General features: G+C 72.1%; 16 protein-coding genes. 7 read left to right on the top strand and 9 right to left on the bottom strand.

Features of this window, described 5'->3' with window-relative positions; translation table 11 throughout:
- Window positions 1–2: 2 nt before the first annotated feature.
- Window positions 3–1,340: an acetyl/propionyl/methylcrotonyl-CoA carboxylase subunit alpha gene (locus ACK99Q_RS07160; protein WP_410185463.1), complete on the top strand. Its 1,338-nt coding sequence runs from the start codon at window positions 3–5 to the stop codon at window positions 1,338–1,340.
- A 16-nt stretch (window positions 1,341–1,356) separates the two neighbouring features.
- Here ACK99Q_RS07160 and ACK99Q_RS07165 read toward each other — a convergent pair whose 3' ends face one another.
- The 4 genes from ACK99Q_RS07165 to truA form a co-directional block, all read right to left on the bottom strand.
- Window positions 1,357–1,932 carry a class I SAM-dependent methyltransferase gene (locus ACK99Q_RS07165; RefSeq protein WP_410185464.1) on the bottom strand — a complete coding sequence of 192 codons (576 nt, stop codon included), beginning with the start codon at window positions 1,930–1,932 and terminating at the stop codon, window positions 1,357–1,359.
- On the bottom strand, window positions 1,929–2,291 hold the full coding sequence (locus ACK99Q_RS07170) for an MmcQ/YjbR family DNA-binding protein (protein ID WP_410185465.1): 363 nt from the start codon (window positions 2,289–2,291) through the stop codon (window positions 1,929–1,931). Before ACK99Q_RS07170 ends, ACK99Q_RS07165 begins: the two co-directional genes overlap by 4 nt.
- A 94-nt stretch (window positions 2,292–2,385) precedes the next feature.
- Window positions 2,386–2,838: an NUDIX domain-containing protein gene (locus ACK99Q_RS07175; RefSeq protein ID WP_410185466.1), complete on the bottom strand. Its 453-nt coding sequence runs from the start codon at window positions 2,836–2,838 to the stop codon at window positions 2,386–2,388.
- Window positions 2,838–3,620, bottom strand: coding sequence for a tRNA pseudouridine(38-40) synthase TruA (gene truA / locus ACK99Q_RS07180; protein WP_410186070.1), 783 nt, complete (start codon window positions 3,618–3,620; stop codon window positions 2,838–2,840). The genes ACK99Q_RS07175 and truA overlap by 1 nt, the downstream gene beginning before the upstream one ends.
- Before the next feature lie 191 nt (window positions 3,621–3,811).
- On the opposite strand from truA, the gene ACK99Q_RS07185 reads away from it, so the two are divergent.
- Window positions 3,812–5,029, top strand: a complete 1,218-nt coding sequence (locus ACK99Q_RS07185) for a metallophosphoesterase (protein ID WP_410185467.1) — start codon at window positions 3,812–3,814, stop codon at window positions 5,027–5,029.
- A gap of 1 nt (window position 5,030) precedes the next feature.
- Here ACK99Q_RS07185 and ACK99Q_RS07190 read toward each other — a convergent pair whose 3' ends face one another.
- From ACK99Q_RS07190 to ACK99Q_RS07200, 3 genes are all read right to left on the bottom strand, one after another.
- Window positions 5,031–5,666, bottom strand: coding sequence for a TetR/AcrR family transcriptional regulator (locus tag ACK99Q_RS07190; protein ID WP_410185468.1), 636 nt, complete (start codon window positions 5,664–5,666; stop codon window positions 5,031–5,033).
- A 91-nt stretch (window positions 5,667–5,757) separates the two neighbouring features.
- Window positions 5,758–6,906, bottom strand: coding sequence for a CaiB/BaiF CoA transferase family protein (locus ACK99Q_RS07195; protein WP_410185469.1), 1,149 nt, complete (start codon window positions 6,904–6,906; stop codon window positions 5,758–5,760).
- A gap of 5 nt (window positions 6,907–6,911) precedes the next feature.
- Window positions 6,912–8,636, bottom strand: coding sequence for an AMP-binding protein (locus ACK99Q_RS07200; protein WP_410186071.1), 1,725 nt, complete (start codon window positions 8,634–8,636; stop codon window positions 6,912–6,914).
- Window positions 8,637–8,904: 268 nt separating this feature from the next.
- Between ACK99Q_RS07200 and ACK99Q_RS07205 the strand changes: the two genes are divergently transcribed.
- The gene (locus tag ACK99Q_RS07205) at window positions 8,905–10,419 is read left to right on the top strand and encodes an ABC transporter substrate-binding protein (protein WP_410185470.1); all 1,515 of its coding nucleotides are present in this window, start codon (window positions 8,905–8,907) and stop codon (window positions 10,417–10,419) included.
- A 21-nt stretch (window positions 10,420–10,440) separates the two neighbouring features.
- On the opposite strand, the gene ACK99Q_RS07210 is transcribed toward ACK99Q_RS07205, so the two are convergent.
- Window positions 10,441–11,400, bottom strand: coding sequence for a winged helix-turn-helix transcriptional regulator (locus ACK99Q_RS07210; protein WP_410185471.1), 960 nt, complete (start codon window positions 11,398–11,400; stop codon window positions 10,441–10,443).
- A gap of 123 nt (window positions 11,401–11,523) precedes the next feature.
- On the opposite strand from ACK99Q_RS07210, the gene ACK99Q_RS07215 reads away from it, so the two are divergent.
- The 4 genes from ACK99Q_RS07215 to ACK99Q_RS07230 all read left to right on the top strand — a co-directional run bounded on the left by ACK99Q_RS07215 (window position 11,524) and on the right by ACK99Q_RS07230 (window position 16,630).
- Window positions 11,524–12,705 carry a thiolase family protein gene (locus ACK99Q_RS07215; RefSeq protein ID WP_410185472.1) on the top strand — a complete coding sequence of 394 codons (1,182 nt, stop codon included), beginning with the start codon at window positions 11,524–11,526 and terminating at the stop codon, window positions 12,703–12,705.
- Window positions 12,702–13,769 carry a dihydrodipicolinate reductase gene (locus ACK99Q_RS07220; protein WP_410185473.1) on the top strand — a complete coding sequence of 356 codons (1,068 nt, stop codon included), beginning with the start codon at window positions 12,702–12,704 and terminating at the stop codon, window positions 13,767–13,769. Before ACK99Q_RS07215 ends, ACK99Q_RS07220 begins: the two co-directional genes overlap by 4 nt.
- A 96-nt stretch (window positions 13,770–13,865) precedes the next feature.
- Window positions 13,866–15,086 carry an acetyl-CoA acetyltransferase gene (locus tag ACK99Q_RS07225; protein ID WP_179422911.1) on the top strand — a complete coding sequence of 407 codons (1,221 nt, stop codon included), beginning with the start codon at window positions 13,866–13,868 and terminating at the stop codon, window positions 15,084–15,086.
- Between the two features lie 26 nt (window positions 15,087–15,112).
- A complete protein-coding gene (locus ACK99Q_RS07230; RefSeq protein WP_410185474.1) occupies window positions 15,113–16,630 on the top strand; it encodes a carotenoid oxygenase family protein in 1,518 nt (505 codons plus the stop codon).
- A gap of 172 nt (window positions 16,631–16,802) precedes the next feature.
- On the opposite strand, the gene ACK99Q_RS07235 is transcribed toward ACK99Q_RS07230, so the two are convergent.
- The gene (locus tag ACK99Q_RS07235) at window positions 16,803–17,750 is read right to left on the bottom strand and encodes an NAD(P)H-dependent flavin oxidoreductase (RefSeq protein ID WP_410185475.1); all 948 of its coding nucleotides are present in this window, start codon (window positions 17,748–17,750) and stop codon (window positions 16,803–16,805) included.
- Between the last annotated feature and the right edge of the window lie 2 nt (window positions 17,751–17,752).

Here is a 17,752-nt window from a genome sequence, read left to right on the forward strand (position 1 = left end):
CCATGTCGGTCGTCTTCATCGCCAACCGCGGCGAGATCGCCGCGCGCATCCTGCGGACGGTCCGCGAGCAGGGCCACCGGGGCGCCGTGGCGTTCCCCGAGGTCGACGCCGACCTGCCCTACGTGGGCGCCGCCGACGTCACGGTGGAGCTGTCCGGGCCCCGCGACTTCGGCGACGTCGAGGCGATGGTCGCGGCGGCGCGATCGGCCGGGGCCGACCTCGTGCACCCGGGCTACGGGTTCCTGTCGGAGAACGCGGCGTTCGCGCGGGCCGTGGAGGCCGCGGGCATGGTCTTCGTCGGCCCGTCGCCCGACGTCATCGAGCTGATGGGGGACAAGGCCGGAGCCCGCGCCGCCGCGGTGCGCGCCGGACTCTCGGTCGCCCCCGGCTCGGACGGCGCGGTCGAGACCGTCGAGGAGGCCCGGGCGGCCGCCGGCGCCGCCGGCTACCCCGTGATGCTCAAGGCCGTCGCGGGCGGTGGCGGCATCGGCATGGCCGTCGTGCCCGACGCGTCCGCGCTCGACGCGGCCTTCGAGACCGTGACCAGCCGCGCCGGCTCCGTCTTCGGCGACCGGCGCGTCATCGTCGAGCGCTACCTCGAGCGCTCGCGCCACATCGAGGTGCAGGTCATGGGCCTGCCCGACGGGCGCGCCGTCGCCCTGTCCGAGCGCGACTGCTCGGTGCAGCGCCGCCACCAGAAGGTCGTCGAGGAGGCGCCCTCCCCGGCGCTCGACGCGGCGTCCCGCGCGAGCCTGCTGGAGCGCGCGGCCGCGCTGACCGAGGCCGTCGGCTACGTCGGCGCCGGCACGATCGAGTTCATCCACGACCTCGACTCGGGCGAGTCCTACTTCCTCGAGATGAACACGCGTCTGCAGGTGGAGCACCCCGTGACCGAGGCTGTCCACGACGTCGACCTCGTGGCCTGGCAGCTGCGCATCGCCGCGGGCGACTCCTCGGTGCCCGCGCTCCACGCCGAGCCTCGCGGTCACGCGATCGAGCTGCGGCTGTACGCGGAGGACTCCGAGCGCTTCCTGCCGCGCCCCGGCGCGATCGAGACGTGGGAGATGCCGTCGGGCGAGGGGGTCCGCGTGGACTCCGGCTACGCCCCCGGCACCAAGGTGACGCCGTTCTTCGACCCGCTGCTGGCGAAGGTCATCGTCTGGGGTCGCGACCGCGACGAGGCGCTCGAGCGGGCCCGCGACGCGATGGACCGCACGACGATCGTCGGTCCCGGCTCGAACGTGGAGTTCCTGCGCCGGGTCCTGGCCGAGCCCGAGTTCGTCGAGGCGACCCACGACACCGGCATCGTCGGGCGGATGACCTCGGCCGCCGTGCGCTGAGGCTCGGTCGGCACCGTCAACCGCGCACGGACAGGACGCGGAAGCCCTTGCTGCTGGCGACGCGCTCGGTGGGGTGACCCTGGTCGGTCAGCCAGCGCTGGAGCGAGTCGGCGCCGAGGTTCCTGCCGACGACGAGGCGCGCCTCGCCGCCGGGCCGCAGCCGCGGCAGCCACGTGAGCAGCAGCTCGTGCAGGGCCTCCTTGCCGATGCGGATCGGCGGGTTCGACCAGATCGCGTCGAACGTGAGGTCGGCCGGCACGTCCTCGGGCAGGGCCGGGTGCACCTCGAGGCCGCGCGCGTTCTCGGCCGTGAGCGCGAGCGCCCGCTCGTTCACGTCGACGGCCCACACGGTGCTGCCCTCGGCCGCCAGCGAGCAGGCGATCGGGCCCCAGCCGCAGCCGAGGTCGAGCACCGTGGAGCCCGTCGGCGGCGGATCGCTCTCGGCCAGCAGGATCGCGGTGGCCTTGTCGAGGGAGTCGCCCGAGAAGACGCCCGTGGAGGTCACGAAGTCACGGCGGCGACCCCAGACCTCGACCGAGATCGTGCGCCGCTCGTCGTCGGTGACGGGAGCGCGGTCGAAGTAATGGCTCATGCTTCCCCTCGCTCGGCGAGCCAGGCCTTGAGCACGGTGGGCTTCGCGGTGGCGCGCCACGCCTCGGTGAGCAGCTCGCGCAGCTCGGCCGGGTCGGCCTCGCCGGGGCGCACCAGCACGGCGTTCGTGTCGAACTTCCGGAAGTGCTCGATCGTGAAGTAGGGGGTGGACTCGTCCTCGACGAGGGCCTCGAGCTCGTCGCGGTCGACCTTGAACGCGAGGGCGCCGGGGGAGTCGTCGCGGTCGCGCCACCACGCCACCAGCTTGCCGCCGGTCTTCACCCCGGGCATGCCCCACGACAGGCTCGCCTCGGTGTCGGGGAACTCCAGCAGGAACGCCTCGACCTCGTCCCAGTCCATGAGGCCACGGTACGCCCGCGGGCGGACAGGAGAGTCGGTGATCTCGATACGTCGTCTCGCTGCGCTCGCCGCCACTCGATCGCCGGTGTGATGATCACCCCGGCAGGCGGTCGAGGAAGGCGGCCTGGGCGGCGACGACGAGCTCGGCCGCCTCCTCGAGGCCGAACCACTGGACGCGGTCGAGCTCGGGGAAGGCCTGCATCGTGCCGGAGCCGGGCGGCCACTCGAGGTCGAACGTGCCGGGCACGATCGTCGAGGGGTCGAGGTCGGCCTCGACCGCCCACACGAGGACGTCCTTGCGGGACTGGCGCACGCTGCCGAGGTCCGTCCACGGACCGTCGGGCACGGGCACGCCGAGCTCCTCGAGGAACTCGCGACGAGCGGCGTCCTCGGGCGTCTCGCCCTCCTCGAGAACGCCCTTCGGGATCGACCAGGCGCGCTCGTGGCGCTTCGCCCAGAACGGTCCGCCGAGGTGTCCGAGCAGGACCTCGCGGCGGCCGTCGCGCACGCGGTGCAGCAGCACCCCGGCGCTGGTCAGGCGGGCCATCACTCGTCCCGGCGGCGGCGCGACTCCTCGACGCGGGCCGCGAGCTGGTCGTCGGCGGGGTAGACGACCTCCTCCAGCACCAGGCCGTGAGCCGGCATGACCTTCACGCGGGGGTCGCGCTCCTGCGCGGCGAGGATCTCGGCCGCGAACTCCGGGGCGTACCGACGCTCGCCGACGGCCACGAGGCAGCCCATGAGCGAGCGCACCATCGAGTGGCAGAAGGCGTCGGCGCGCACGGTGGTGGCGATCGTCTCGCCGCCGCGGACGGTGCGCAGCGTGAGCAGGTTGCGGATCGTCGTGGCGCCCTCGCGCTGCTTGCAGAACGAGGCGAAGTCGTGCTCGCCGAGCAGGTGCTGGGCGGCCTGGTTCATGAGGTCGACGTCGAGCGGGCGCGGCGCCGCGGCGACCATGCGTCGCTGCATCGGGTCGGGTCCGGCGGGGTGGTCGGTCATCCGGTAGACGTAGCGGCGCTCGATCGCGGCGAACCGCGCGTCGAAGTGCTCGGGGGCCTCGGTGACGCGCAGGATGCGGATGTCGTCGGGCACGACGCGGCGCAGCCGGCGCTCGAGGACGCCCGGGTGGCTGTCGACGTCGACGTGGGCCACCTGGCCGCGCGCGTGGACTCCGGCGTCGGTGCGGCCCGCGACGGTCAGCCGCGGCGGCTCGGCCAGTCGCAGGACCGTGCCGAGCGCGGACTCGAGCTCGCCCTGCACCGTGCGCAGCCCCGGCTGGGTCGCCCAGCCCCTGAACTCGGTTCCGTCGTAGGCCAGGTCGATCCGCATGCGCACCCCACCACGGTAGCGGGGTGCCGTCCGCCGCCCGGGGCCGCGGCGGGCCGACCCCTGACGAGGACAGATCTTTCGACCTTGGGGTCGCCCCAGCGACATCTTGGTACCAAGATCCGTCCCCACCGGCGCCCGCACCCACCACCGGCCCGGCTGTCGCCCCGGCGGAAACCGCCTACGGTGGAGGAGTGCGCATCGTGCCCGCGATCGTCGCGGCCGCACTGGCGACGTTGGTGCTGCCGGCGATCCCCGTGGCCTCCGCCGCGAGCCCGGGGATCCATCGCCTCCTGCTCACTCCCACCGCCGACCCGTCGCGCTCGCAGTACGTGTCGTGGAGCCGCCCGGTCGCCGCGAGCGGCCAGCGGGTCGTCGCGGTCGGGCCCGACGGGATCACCCGCACCGTGCCCGCCCGGCGCAAGCTCGGCACGACCGAGCGCACGGCCGGCAGTCGCCAGTACCGCTACGTCGCGTCGCTCTCGGGCCTCGAGCCGTCCACGCGCTACCGCTACCGGGTGGTCGGCCGCGGCGTCGCCACGCGCTGGCGGGCATTCACCACGGCGGGCCCGGCCAACCGCGCGTTCCGGCTGCTCCAGTTCGGCGACACCCAGGTCGACAACGACGGCCCGCCCGACCGCATCATCGAGGCCGCCACCGAGCGCTTTCCCGACGCGCGGCTGCTGCTGCAAGCCGGGGACGTCGTCAACAAGCCGTGGGTCGGGCGCGAGTGGAGCGAGCTGCACGAGGCCCTCTCCCCGGCAGGGCAGTGGCGCAACTGGGTCTCCTCGATCGGCAACCACGAGCAGTGCCGGGTGAAGTCTCCGTGCCGGTCCGGAGAGGGTCGCGGGTTCCGCTCCTACTTCCAGTTCCCGTCGAACGGCTTCACCGACCAGCGCCGCACGTGGTTCTACCTCGACCAGGGGCCGGCCCGGATCATCGTCCTGGACACGTTCGGCCCGGACCTGCGGCGCCAGCGGTCGTTCCTGGCCCACGCGCTGCGCACGAACGACCGGCCGTGGTCGATCGTCCTCATGCACTCGGGCCCGTTCGCGTCGGTGGGCGACCGGAGGAACACCGAGATGCGGAAGTGGTTCCTGCCGACGCTGGAGCGGTACGACGCAGACCTCGTGCTCTCGGGCCACGACCACTCCTACGCGAGGGGCCGGAAGGCCGGGGTCACCTACCTCGCGTCGGTCAGCGGACCGAAGTACTACGACTCCTCGATCCGGGACTGGCGGGCCGGCGGCGCCACGCGCGTGAAGGCGGCGTACCGGACCTCGACCTACCAGGTGATCAGCGTGTCGCCGACGCAGCTGAAGGTGCGCGCGGTGGTGGGCCACCGCGGGAAGGGTGCCCGGCCCGCGATCAAGGTCGGGAAGACCCTCGACGGGTTCACCCTGACCCGCTGACTCAGGAGGCGACGAACTTCAGCGCGAGAGCGGAGTACTGCAGGCCGATCGAGGACGGCGACCGCTCGCCACCCACGACGTACCAGCGGCACACGTCGATGCACGCGGACATCAGCAGCCGCCGCGTGCCGGGGAGGTCGGCGATGGAGAAGACGCCCTGCTCGATCCCGGCCTCGAGGATCTCGTCGAGCACCGCGATCGTGGCGCGCCGGACGTCGACGACCTTCTGGAAGTGGTCGTCCGTCAGCACCTGGAGGTCGTTGTGGACCGGGCGCGCGATGACGCTCCACTCGGCGTGCCAGGACGCGTAGGCGGCCATGAAGAGGCGGAGTCGCTCGGCCGGGTCGGAGCCGAGGGCGACCGCCTGCGTCAGCGACTCCAGCGACGCGGCGTGGCTGTCCAGGACGATCCGGAAGAACAGGTCCTCCTTGTTCGCGAAGTGCGTGTAGATGGTGCCGGGGCTCAGCTCCGCCCGCTGGGCGATCGCGCGCGTGGACGCGCCGTGGTAGCCCAGCTCGTGGAACGACAGGCACGCGCCGACGAGGATCCGGTGCGTCGCTCCCTGCGCCCGCGGCTGCCAGAAGGCCGCCACCCGCATCGCGTCGTGGGTGGGGTCGCCGGTGGCTCGCGTGGTCAATCGTCACTCCGTCTCGGTCGCGTCACGGGGACCGAGGACGCGTGCAGGAATGCTAGGCGTCCGCTCGGCGGGGTGACAAACGACGTGCGGCTCAGGAGGACGTCGTGTCGGCGCGGAGCTCGGCCAGGACCTCCTCGTCGTGCTCGCCCACGCGCGGCACGCGAAGCCGGCGGGGTCCGTCGGCGAGGCCGACGGTCGTGAGCGGCCCCGGCACGGCGACCGTCCGGCCCGCGGGGGAGGTCACCCGCACGACGCTCTCGTCCCCGCGCTCGTCGAGGTGGCGCACCGCCTCGGTCAGTCCGCGCACCGGTCCGCAGGGGATCCCGAGATCGCGCATCTGCGCCAGGATCTCGTCGCGATCACGGTCGCGGCACCACGCGCCCACGACCTCGTCCACCTCGTCGCGTGCGACGAGCACGGCGTCCTCGTAGGAGAGCGACTCGGCCCAGTCCTCGCGGCCGATGGCGCGGCAGAACCGCGACCACTTCTCGTCGCCGACGGGCGACAGGTGGACGTGCCCGCCACGGGCCGCCCACGTGTTGGAGATCGAGACGGGCACGCGGTTGCCGTCGCGCTGGTAGGGGCGGCCCTCGAGCGACTCGTCCACGTCGTGCGCGAGAAGGCCCATGTAGGAGGTGAGCATGTTGACGTCGACGAACTGCGCCTCGGGGCGGACGTCGCGCATCCGCAGCGCCATGAGGATCGACATCGTGGACCGGTAGGCGGCCAGGTGGTCGGCGACGAACGGCGCCACGAAGGTGGGTTCGCCGTCGGCCGGGCCCGTCATCTGCGGGATGCCGCTCATGCCCTGGATGATGCCGTCGAAGGCGAGCAGGGCCCGGTCGGCGCTCGTCGTCCCGAAGCCGGTGATGTGCACCATGATGATCGACGGGTTGACGGCCCTGAGGGCCTCGAAGCCCCAGCCGAGCCGCTCGGGGACGCCTGCGCTGTAGTTCGTCAGCACGACGTCGGACGTCGCGACGAGCCGGAGGAAGGTCGCGAGGCCGTCCGGGTCCTTCAGGTCCAGCACGACACTGCGCTTCCCGCGGTTCTGGGCGGCGAAGTACGTGCTGTCCCCGTCGACCGCCGGCATCGCGTCGCGTGCCAGCTCGCCGCCGGGCGGCTCGACCTTGATGACGTCGGCGCCGTGGTCGGCGAGGATCTGGCCGGTCTGCGGGCCGGCGATGGCGTGCGTGAGCTCGAGGACGCGGATCCCCGACAGCGCGGCGGGCGAGGTCATCGCGCTCAGTGGGCCGGGACCGCGGCGGCCAGCTTCTCCAGCCCGACCTTCGAGACCTTGCCCGTCGGCGCGAGCGGCATCTGGTCGATGATCTCCACGCGCGGGATCTTGTAGGTGGCCATGTGGTCGCGGCACCACGCCAGCATCTCGTCGGCCGTCGCCTCGGCGCCCGGCACGAGCTGGAGGTAGGCGACGGGCACCTGGCCCTTCCTCGCGTCGGGCACGCCGATCACGCCGGCGGCCGCGACCTGCGGGTGCCGGCTGAAGAGGTGCTCGAGCTCGGACGGGAAGACGCTCATGCCGTTGACCTTCAGCATCTCCTTCGTGCGGCCGAGGTAGTGCAGCGCGCCGGTCTCGTCGATCGTGCCGATGTCGCCGGTGTGCAGCCAGCCGTCACGCAGCGTGGTCGCCGTCGCCTCCGGCCGCTGGTGGTAGCCGCGCATCATGCTGGGCGACCGGACGATGATCTGGCCCTCCTCGCCCACGGGCAGCAGCTCGCCGGTGTCGAAGCCGACGATCGCGACGTCGGTGCCGGGCATCGGCAGGCCGGTGAAGCCCGGGCGGCCGGTGAGGTCGGCGTCGTCCTTCTGCAGGCCGAGCGTGAAGGTGTCGAGGGTGTGGTCCTCGGTCATGCCGTAGGAGCTCTCGCGGATGACGCCGGGCGCGCCGGTCTCGCGGGCCCAGCGCTCGCGGATCTCGACCGTGAGCTTCGTGACGAACGACATCGTGACCGGCGCGCGGAACGAGGACAGCGAGTACTCCGAGTCCTTCGCCCGGTCGAGCAGCTCGAGGTAGCTGTCGACGGTGCCCGCCATCGCGGTGACGCGGTGCTCGTGGATCGACCGCAGCACCTCGTCGGCGTCCCACCGGTAGTGCAGCACGCACGTGCCGCCGGTCATCAGCGAGACGAGGAAGGCGTCCTCGCCGGCGATCCAGAACACGGGGACGAAGACCAGGCTCACGGTGTCGGGGCCGCCGCCGAACCCGAGCTGGCCGCCGCTCATCGCGGTGTAGAGCATGTCGAACTGGGTGTGCTCGCAGCCCTTCGGCATGCCGGTGGTGCCGCCGGTGTAGTTCAGCGCGGCGAGCGCGTGCGGGTCGTCGGGATCCGTCGGCACCGGGAGGTCGTCCCGCTCGAGGATCGCGGTGAACCGCGTCGTCCCCTCGGCCACGGGCACGTCCGCGGCCATGCCGCGGGGGAGGGTGGCGCCGTCGGGGAGGAAGTCGGTGTGCGCCGACGCGATGGTCTCGCCGACGTGGCTGCCCTCGGCGCCGGCCCGGAACTCGTCGGCGACCTCGTCGAGGACGAACGCGACCGTGGCGCCCGAGTCGAGCAGCTCGTAGTTGATCTCCTCGCGCCGGAACATCGGGTTGACCGGCACGTGGACGCCGCCGGACTTGAGGATCGCGAAGAAGGCGATGAGGAACTGCGGGCAGTTCGGCATCATCACGGCGGCGCGGTCGCCGGGGGCGAAGCCGCGGTGGGCGAGGTAGGCGGCGACCCGGTCGCTCGCGGCGTCCAGCTCGGCGTACGTGACGGTGCGGCCGTGGTAGACGATCGCGGCGCGGTCGGGCTGGCGCTCCGCCCACGAGCGCAGGTAGTGCGTGACGGTCGACTCGCCGAACGGGTAGTCGATGGTCGGCTCGCCGACCTCGGGCCAGGCCTCGCGCCGGCGCCGCCGCAGGGCGTCCAGGTAGTCGTCGATCTCCCGGTGGAACTGCTCCGACATCGTCACGGGACATGCACCTCTCGTCGTGCGGCTCACTTGAACTTGACGCAAGTTTCATGTCGAAGATATGACGTAGATCACGTCGGGTCAACCGCTGGGCCAGCCCTTGGAATCACCGGGCGAATGCGGTGAACGCTCGTTCAGTCGATGAGCGGTTGGGCGGGTCGCCGGAGACGGTTGACGCGGAAATCCGCCCTTGCTCAATGTGATTTCCGTCTCTAGGGTCATCGGCACGAAGCCTGAACGCGCGATCAGAAGGAGCCAGCTCATGAGGATGTCGACCCGGATCGGGGTGGGCCTGGCGGCCGCCATGCTCGTCGCGGTCAGTGCGTGCGGAGGCGGAGGATCGGACGGGGGAGACGGCGGGACGCTGCGCGTGGCGACCCAGGCCGACATCTCCTCGATGGACCCGATCCGCGGCAACTCCGGCGGCGACCACCAGATGCTCTACCCGCTGTACGACACCCTCGTCTCGTTCGACAAGGACCTGCAGCCGCAGCCCGGCCTGGCGGAGTCGTGGGAGTACGAGACGCCCACGGCGCTGGTCCTGAAGCTGCGCGAGGGCGTGACCTTCCACGACGGCGAGCCGCTCGACGCCGAGGCGGTCAAGTACAACCTCGAGCGAGCCGCGGCGGAGGGCTCCAACATCGCCGCCGACGTCGAGTCGATCGAGTCCGTGGAGGTCGTCGACGACCTGACGGTCAAGCTCAACCTGACCGCGCCGAACTCCGCGCTCGTCATGACGCTGGCCGACCGCGCCGGCATGATGGTCTCGCCCAAGGCGGCGGAGGCCGCCGGCGGCGACCTCAGCACGAACCCCGTGGGCGCGGGCGGCTGGAAGTTCGTCGACTGGAAGCGCGGCACGTCGATGACCTACGAGAAGTTCGACGACTACTGGGACGAGGACGTGGAGCGCGTCGACAAGGTCGTCATCCGGGTGATGCCCGAGCCCAAGACCCGCGCGACCTCGCTGCGCTCCGGCCAGCAGGACATCGCCTGGGACATCGTGCCGGCGGACGCCGAGTCGATCCAGGACGACGACAAGCTCACGCTGCACGAGCAGCCGCGGATGTGGACCTGGATGATCTACACGAACCGCGCGTCCGAGGAGCTCGGCGACCCGCGCGTGCGACGCGCGCTGAGCCTCGCGATGGACCGCGACACGCTGCTCAAGAGCGCGTACTTCGGCCTCGGCACCAAGCCCCGCGGCTTCCTGCCCGACGGCTACTGGGCCGAGCCCTCGGAGAAGGCCCAGCTGGACTACGACGTCGACGAGGCGAAGCGGCTGATCGCCGAGGCCGGCGCCGACGGACTGACGTTCGACCTGCTGCTCTACGCCGACTCCACGTCGACGCGCGTCGGGGAGATCCTCAAGCAGCAGTGGTCCGAGATCGGCGTGACCGCCAACCTGGTCCCGCGCGAGGTCAACCAGGCCAACAGCGACTACTTCAACGACGTCAAGACACCGGCGTTCTTCGCGGCGTGGACGGGCCGCCCCGACCCGGCGCTGACGTACCGGCTGATGTTCACGAAGGAGGCCTACTTCAACACCTCGAAGCAGTCGACGCCCGGCATCGAGGAGGCGCTCGCCGAGGACGCCGTGGCCACGACGCAGGAGGACCGCAAGAAGGCGCTCGACAAGGCGTCGGAGGCGGTCGTCGAGGACATGCCGATCATCCCGATCGTGTTCCAGCACTCCCTGACGGGCCTGGGCGAGAACGTCGAGGGCTTCGAGAGCAACCTCCTGGGCAAGCCGAAGCTGCTCGGCGTCACGTTGAAGTGAGGGCGGGGCGCCGCCGGGGAGTCACTCCCCGGCGGCGACCTCGGCCAGGTCGATGCTGGTGCCGCGCAGGTCCTCGCCGCAGTGGTCGCACACGAGGACGCCGTGGAAGACCGAGCCGCACGCGCGGTGGGTCTGCACGAGCGCCGGGCCCTCGCCGGTGTCGAACCAGCGCTCGGCCCAGCCGATCGTCATCGCGATGACGGGGAAGAACGCCAGTCCCTTCTTCGTCAGGCGGTACTCGGGACGCTCGGCGGAGTCGCCCGTGACCTGCTCGAGGATGCCGTGCTCGCGCAGGGTGCTGAGGCGGCCCGACAGCAGCGACGGCGGCAGCCCCAGGGCGGACTCGAACTCGCCGAAGCGGTGGACGCCGAGCAGGGCCGCGCCCATCAGCGCCCACGACCAGCGGTTGCCGAAGATCGCCATCGTGTCGGGGTAGAACGTGTGGCCCACGGCGGTGCCGCGGGTGGACGAGCGGCGCCGCGTGGCGACCTCGGGCACCGAGCTGCGCCAGCCGCCCGAGGGTCCCCAGGCCGTGTCGAGGTCCTGCACCGTGACGGGCTCGTGGCACTCGCGGCAGGCCAGGACCGGCGTGATCTCGTTCCCGCACGTGACGTGGCGCATCGGCGGGGTCTCGTAGGAGTGCTGGTCGACCCACGTGCGCTCCCAGCCCCAGATCGCCGCGAGGATCGGCCACGTCGCGCGCCCCGAGTCGGTCAGCACGTACTCGGCCCGCGGCGGGCGCTGCTGGTACTCGTGCCGCTCCATCAGCCCGGCCCGGACGAGCGCGTCGAGGCGACCGCTCAGCACGGCGTGCGAGATCGGCATGCGACTCGAGAACTCGGTGTACCGGCGACAGCCCAGGAGGGCGAAGCGCAGCAGGAAGAGGGTCCACTCGTCCCCGAGCACGCCGAAGCCGCGGGACAGGGCGTTGGGCGCACCGGTCCCCTCGGGCTCGGCGGGGGAGTAGCCACGAATGGTCACCCGGGCATCCTAGGCGCGCTCGGGCGAGATGGCGCACCTTCGTGGCTTGAGTCACTCTGGTTAATGGAGTAACGTCCCGAGCGTGCTCGCGCCGGGCGGCACGATCAGGGACAGGTGGGTGCGATGACCGAGGCCTTCGTCTACGAGGCGGTGAGGACGCCGCGCGGCCGCGTGCGTCGTGACGGCGGGACGCTCGCCGGCGTGCCCGCCCACGAGCTGGCCGCCCAGCTGCTGCGCGAGATCGAGTCCCGCGGCGTGCCCGCCGACGCGGTGCAGGACGTCGTCCTCGGCGTCAGCACGGCCCACGGCGAGCAGGCGGCCGACCTCGCCCGCGTCGCCGTGATGGCGGCCGGCTGGCCCGACTCCACCCCCGCCGGCGTCGTCTCGCGGATGTGCTGCTCGGGCCTCGACGCGCTCGCGACGGCCTCCGCCCAGGTCCGCTCGGGGATGCTCGACGTCGTCGTGGCCGGCGGCGCCGAGTCGATGTCGCGCGTGCCCATGATGAGCGACAGGCCCGCCTTCGCCTTCGATCCCGGCGTCGGCGCGACCACCGGCTTCGTCACGATCGGCGTCTCGGCCGACCTCACCGCCGCGAAGCACGGCTTCTCGCGCGCGGATCTCGACGCGTGGGCGGTCCGCTCGCACCAGCGCTCGGCCGCGGCCACGTGGGACTCGGTCGTCCCCGTCGCCCTGGACGGCGAGACGATCCTCAAGGCCGACGAGGGCGCGCGGGCCGACACCACCGCGGAGTCCCTCGGCGCGCTCGCGCCGCTGTTCGGCGAGGACCCGCTGTGGTCGCGCGTCGAGGAGCGGTTCCCCGGCTTCACCCGCCCCGCCGAGGGCCTGCACACCGTCGGCACCGCGCCGCAGCTGTGCGACGGCGCCTCCGCCGCGGTGATCGGCTCGGCCGCCGCTCAGGACGTGCTGGGTCGCGCGCCGCGCGGCCGCATCGCCTCGTGGGCGCACACGGCCGTGCGCTCGCCCGGCCTCGACGGCACCGTGGCCGCCGCGCGCCTCGCCCTCGAGCGGGCCGGCATCGGCGTCGAGGACGTCGCGGTCGCGGAGTTCAACGAGTCCTTCTCGGTCACCCCGCTGCTGCTGACGCGCGAGCTCGGCATCGACCCCGAGCGGGTCAACGTCCAGGGCGGCGCCGTCTCGGTGGGCCACCCGCTAGCCGCGAGCGGCGGCATCCTGCTGGCCAACGCGCTCGACCTGCTCGAGCGCCGCGGCGGCGGGTACGCGCTGCTCGTCATCCCGGCCGCCCTCGGCGTCTCGATGGCGCTCGTCGTGGAGGGTCTGGCATGACGTACCGCGTGGTGCAGTGGGCGACCGGCGCCATGGGCACGGCGATCCTGCGGACGATGCTCGACCACCCGGGCATCGACGTCGTGGGCACCTACGTCTACGGCGAGTCGAAGGCCGGACGCGACGTGGGCGACCTCGCCCGCCGTGACGCGACCGGCGTGCTGGCGACCTCCGACGTCGACGAGATCCTCGCGCTCGACGCCGACGTCGTGGTCCATGCCGGCCGGATCGGTCCGTACGGCTCGCACGACGACGACATCGTCGCGCTGCTCGAGTCGGGCAAGAACGTGCTCAGCATCAACGGCTACACCGACCCGCTGGTCCACGCGGGCGAGCGGCTCGACCGGCTGCGCAAGGCGGCCGAGCGCGGCGGCGCGACGCTCATGGGCGTCGGCCTGAATCCGGGCTTCATCGGCGAGCAGGTCGCGGTCCTGGCCACGGGCGTGTGCGCACGGGTGGACCACGTCGAGGTCGTCGAGATGGCCGACGCGCGACTCGTGCAGGACCCCGAGTACCTGTTCGGCTCGCTCGGCTTCGGCGCCGAGCTCGGCGCGCACGACCCGAACGACCCGTCGTGGGGGCCGGTCGGCTCGCTCAACGGGATGTTCGAGGAGGTCGTCGGGGCGATGGCCCACCATCTCGGCCTTCAGCTGGACGAGATCGTCAGCGACCACGTGTGCCACCCGGCGCTGTCCGACCTCGAGGTCGCCGCCGGCGTGATCCCGCAGGGGACCGTCGGGCACACGAACTGGCGCTGGCACGGGATCGTCGCCGGCGAGCGACGGCTCACGATGTCGATCCACTGGTTCGTCGAGACCGCGGCGCTGCCAGAGCCCGAGCCGCCGCTGTGGCGGGTGACCGTCACGGGCCACCCCGGCGTGAGGATCGCGATGGAGCTGGAGAAGCACCCCGACGACCGCAGCCGCATGGGCGCCGAGCAGTACGCCGTCGCCGGTCAGGTGATCAACGCGGTGCCGCACGTCGTGGCCGCCGAGCCGGGCGTGACGATCCGCCCCGTCGCCACGCCGTGGCGCGCCGACTACGGGACGGTCGCGCCGCACTGAGCTCCGGGACGGGGGATTTCTCCCGCTTCCCCAGCAACTCTGATAAGTGTAGTATCGTCAGCGACGCGTGAGCGCGCGTGGAAGAAGAGGTGGATCATGTCCAAGCCGTCGAACGTCTGGATCCTCGGTGGGTACCAGACCGACTTCGCCCGCAACCTGACCCGCGAGGGCAAGGACTTCGCCGATCTCGCGACCGAGGTCGTCGACGGCACCCTGGCCGCCTCCGGCGTCGATGCCGAGGAGATCGGCGTCGTCCACGTGGGCAACGCCTTCGGCCAGCTGTTCGCCGGCCAGGGCCAGCTCGGTGCCATGCCGGCCACCGTCAACGACGGCCTGTGGGGCGTCCCCTCCTCGCGTCATGAGGCCGCGTGCGCCTCGGGCTCCATCGCCGTCCTGGCCGCGATGGCCGACCTGCGCGCCGGCAACTACGACTCGGCGCTCGTCGTGGGCGTCGAGCTGGAGAAGACGGTCAGCGGCGACCAGGCCGCGCACCACCTCGGCGCCGCCGCCTGGGCCGGCCACGAGGGCGACGACGCCACCTTCATGTGGCCCTACATGTTCAGCAAGGTCGCCGACGAGTACGACCGCCGCTACGGCATCGACCAGCAGCACCTGAGCCGCATCGCCGAGATCAACTTCGCGAACGCCAAGCTCAACCCGAACGCGCAGACGCGCGGCTGGGACGTGCCCGACCTCGGTCCGGCGGGCGACCCCGCGCTCAACCCGCCGGTCGACGGCCGCGTGCGCCGCTTCGACTGCAGCCAGATCACCGACGGCGGCTCGGGCATCGTGCTCGTCTCCGACGCGTTCCTCGTGCGCCACCCCGACCTGCGCCCGCTGGCGCGGATGGCCGGCTGGGGTCACCAGACCGTGGGCCTGGGCCTGCAGCAGAAGCTCGACCGTGCGGCCGACCAGCCGTACGTCATGCCGCACCTGCGCCGCGCCGTGCACGACGCGTTCGACCGCGCCCAGATCGGCCTCGACGACCTCGACGCGCTCGAGACGCACGACTGCTTCACGCCGAGCGAGTACATCGCGATCGACCACATCGGCCTGACCGAGCCGGGCGAGTCCTGGAAGGCGATCGAGAACGGCGACATCGAGATCGGCGGCCGGCTGCCGATCAACCCCAGCGGCGGCCTCATCGGCGGCGGCCACCCCGTGGGCGCCTCGGGCATCCGCATGGTGCTCGACGCGACCAAGCAGGTCTCCGGCACGGCCGGCGACTACCAGGTCGAGGGCGCCGACACCGTCGGCACGCTCAACTTCGGCGGCAGCACCGCCACCACCGTCAGCTTCGTCGTGACGGCCAGCTGACCCACGCAGGACTGAGAGGACTCTTCATGGATCTGGAGCTCGTGGGCAAGCTGCTCTCCACGCTGCCCGAGGACGACGACCACCCCTACCGCACCGGCCCCTGGCGCCCGCAGACGAACGAGTGGGTCGCCGACGACCTGCAGGTCGTCGAGGGCGAGGTCCCCGCCGACCTCGACGGCGTCTACCTGCGCAACACCGAGAACCCGGTGCACGCCTCGCTGAAGAACTACCACCCGTTCGACGGCGACGGCATGATCCACGTGGTCGGCTTCCGCGACGGCAAGGCCTTCTACCGCAACCGGATGATCCGCACCGACGGCTACCTCGCCGAGCAGGAGGCCGGACACGCGCTGTGGGCCGGCCTGGCCGAGCGTCCGCAGATCGCGCTGCGCGAGGACGGCTGGGGCGCTCGCCGCCAGATGAAGGACGCGTCCAGCACCGACGTCGTGGTCCACCGCGGCGTCGCGCTGACCAGCTTCTACCAGTGCGGCGACCTGTACCGGGTCGACCCGTTCTCCGCCCAGACGCTGGGCAAGGAGAGCTGGAACGGTCACTTCCCGTTCGACTGGGGCGTCTCGGCGCACCCGAAGGTCGACGACCGCACCGGCGAGATGATGTTCTTCAACTACAGCAAGGAGGCGCCGTACATGAAGTACGGCGTCGTCGACGAGAACAACGACCTCGTCCACTACGTCGACATCCCGCTGCCCGGCCCGCGCCTGCCGCACGACATGGCGTTCACCGAGAACTACGCGATCCTCAACGACATGCCGCTGTTCTGGGACCCCGAGGCGCTCAAGCAGAACGCGCACGTGGCCCGCTGGCACCGCGACATGCCCGCGCGCTTCGCGGTCATCCCGCGGCGCGGCCAGACCTCGGACATCAAGTGGTTCGAGGCCGAGTCGACCTACGTCCTGCACTTCACGAACGCGTTCGAGGAGGGTGACGAGGTCGTCCTGGAGGGCTACTTCCAGACCGATCCCGAGCCGGCCGACAACGGCACCGGCACGCAGTGGGAGCGGGCGTTCCGCTTCCTCGCGCAGGACCGGATGGAGACGCGCCTGCACCGCTGGCGCTTCAACCTCAAGACCGGCCAGACGAAGGAGGAGCGGCTCACCGACACCGTCTCCGAGTTCGGCATGATCAACGGCTCGTTCGGCGGCGTGAAGCACCGCTACTCGTACTCGGCCACCAACAAGCCGGGCTGGTTCCTGTTCAACGGCCTGGTCAAGCACGACTCGTGGACCGGCGCCGAGGAGACGTTCGCGTTCGGTGACGGCGTCTACGGCAGCGAGACCGCGATGGCGCCCCGCGTGGGCTCCTCCTCGGAGGACGACGGCTACCTGGTCACGCTGATCTCGGACATGAACGACGACGCGTCGTACGCCGTGGTCTTCGACGCCGCACGGCTCTCGGACGGCCCGGTGTGCAAGCTCAAGCTGCCCGAGCGCATCTCGAGCGGCACCCACTCCACGTGGTGCGCCGGCGAGGAGCTGCGCCGCTGGCGCACGGAGGAGTCCGCCGCGACGGCCGTCGGGCTCTGAGCCAGACTGGACCCAGGAAGCCCGCCACCTTGCGAGAGGGTGGCGGGCTTCCGTCCGTCCGGGCTCGGGTCGCCCAGCCCGGCCCCCGACACCACTTTTGGAACGGGATGCACCGTTCTCGGGGGTGGAACGGTGCATCCCGTTCCAAAAGTGGAGGGGGCGGGAGGCGGGGTCAGCGGGCCGCGAGCGCGAGGCGGGTGAAGCGCTCGCTCGCGGCGCGGTACTCCTGCTCGAGGCGCTCGACGACGGTCGCGGTCGGCTCGACGGCGTGGATCGTCTGCAGCCCCTGGCCCGCGGCCCACAGGTCCTTCCAGCGGCGACCGGCGCCCCCGGTGGAGTCGTAGTCGCGCTCGGCCGGGCCCGTCATCGCGTCGGGGTCGTAGCCGTTCGCGACGAGGCTCGGCCGCAGCCACGAGGCCGGAGTGCCGGTGACGCCGGCGGTGACGACGAGGTCGTCCGGGCCGTGGTCGACGACCATCTGCTTGTACTCGTCCTGCGCCATGCTCTCCGCCGTCGCCAGGAAGCGCGTGCCCATGTAGACGAGGTCGGCGCCCGCGGCGACCGCCCCGGCCACGCCGGCGCCGTCGGTGATGCCGCCGCCGACCGTGACGATGCCGTCGAACTCCTCGCGCACGGCCGAGATGAACGCGAACGGCGAGAGGTGGCCCGTGTGGCCGCCCGCGCCGGCCGAGACGCAGGCCAGACCGTCGACGCCGGCGGCGATCGCCTTGCGGGCGAGCTTCATGCTGACGACGTCGGCGATGACGAGGCCGCCGTACGACTTCACGACGTCCATGACGGGCAGCGGCGAGCCGAGGGCCGTGATGACGATGTCGGGCTGGTGCTCGGCGACGAGCGCGAGGTCCTCGGGCAGCCGGGCGTTGCTGCGGTGCGTCACGAGGTTGAGCGCCCACGGCGCAGCGCCGGGCGAGCCCGCGAGCCGGTCGCGGATCGTGCCCATCCACGTGTCGAGCTCGGCCGCCGTGCGGCAGTTCGGGCTGGGGAAGGAGCCCACGACCCCGGCCTCGCAGGCCGCGACCACGAGGTCGGGACCGGAGATCAGGAACATGGGCGCCGCCACCACGGGCAGGCGGAGGCGGTCGAGCACGGTGTCGGACATGG

The sequence above is a fragment of the Aeromicrobium sp. MLTX1 genome (assembly GCF_046452335.1).
Taxonomy (GTDB): Bacteria; Actinomycetota; Actinomycetes; order Propionibacteriales; family Nocardioidaceae; genus Aeromicrobium.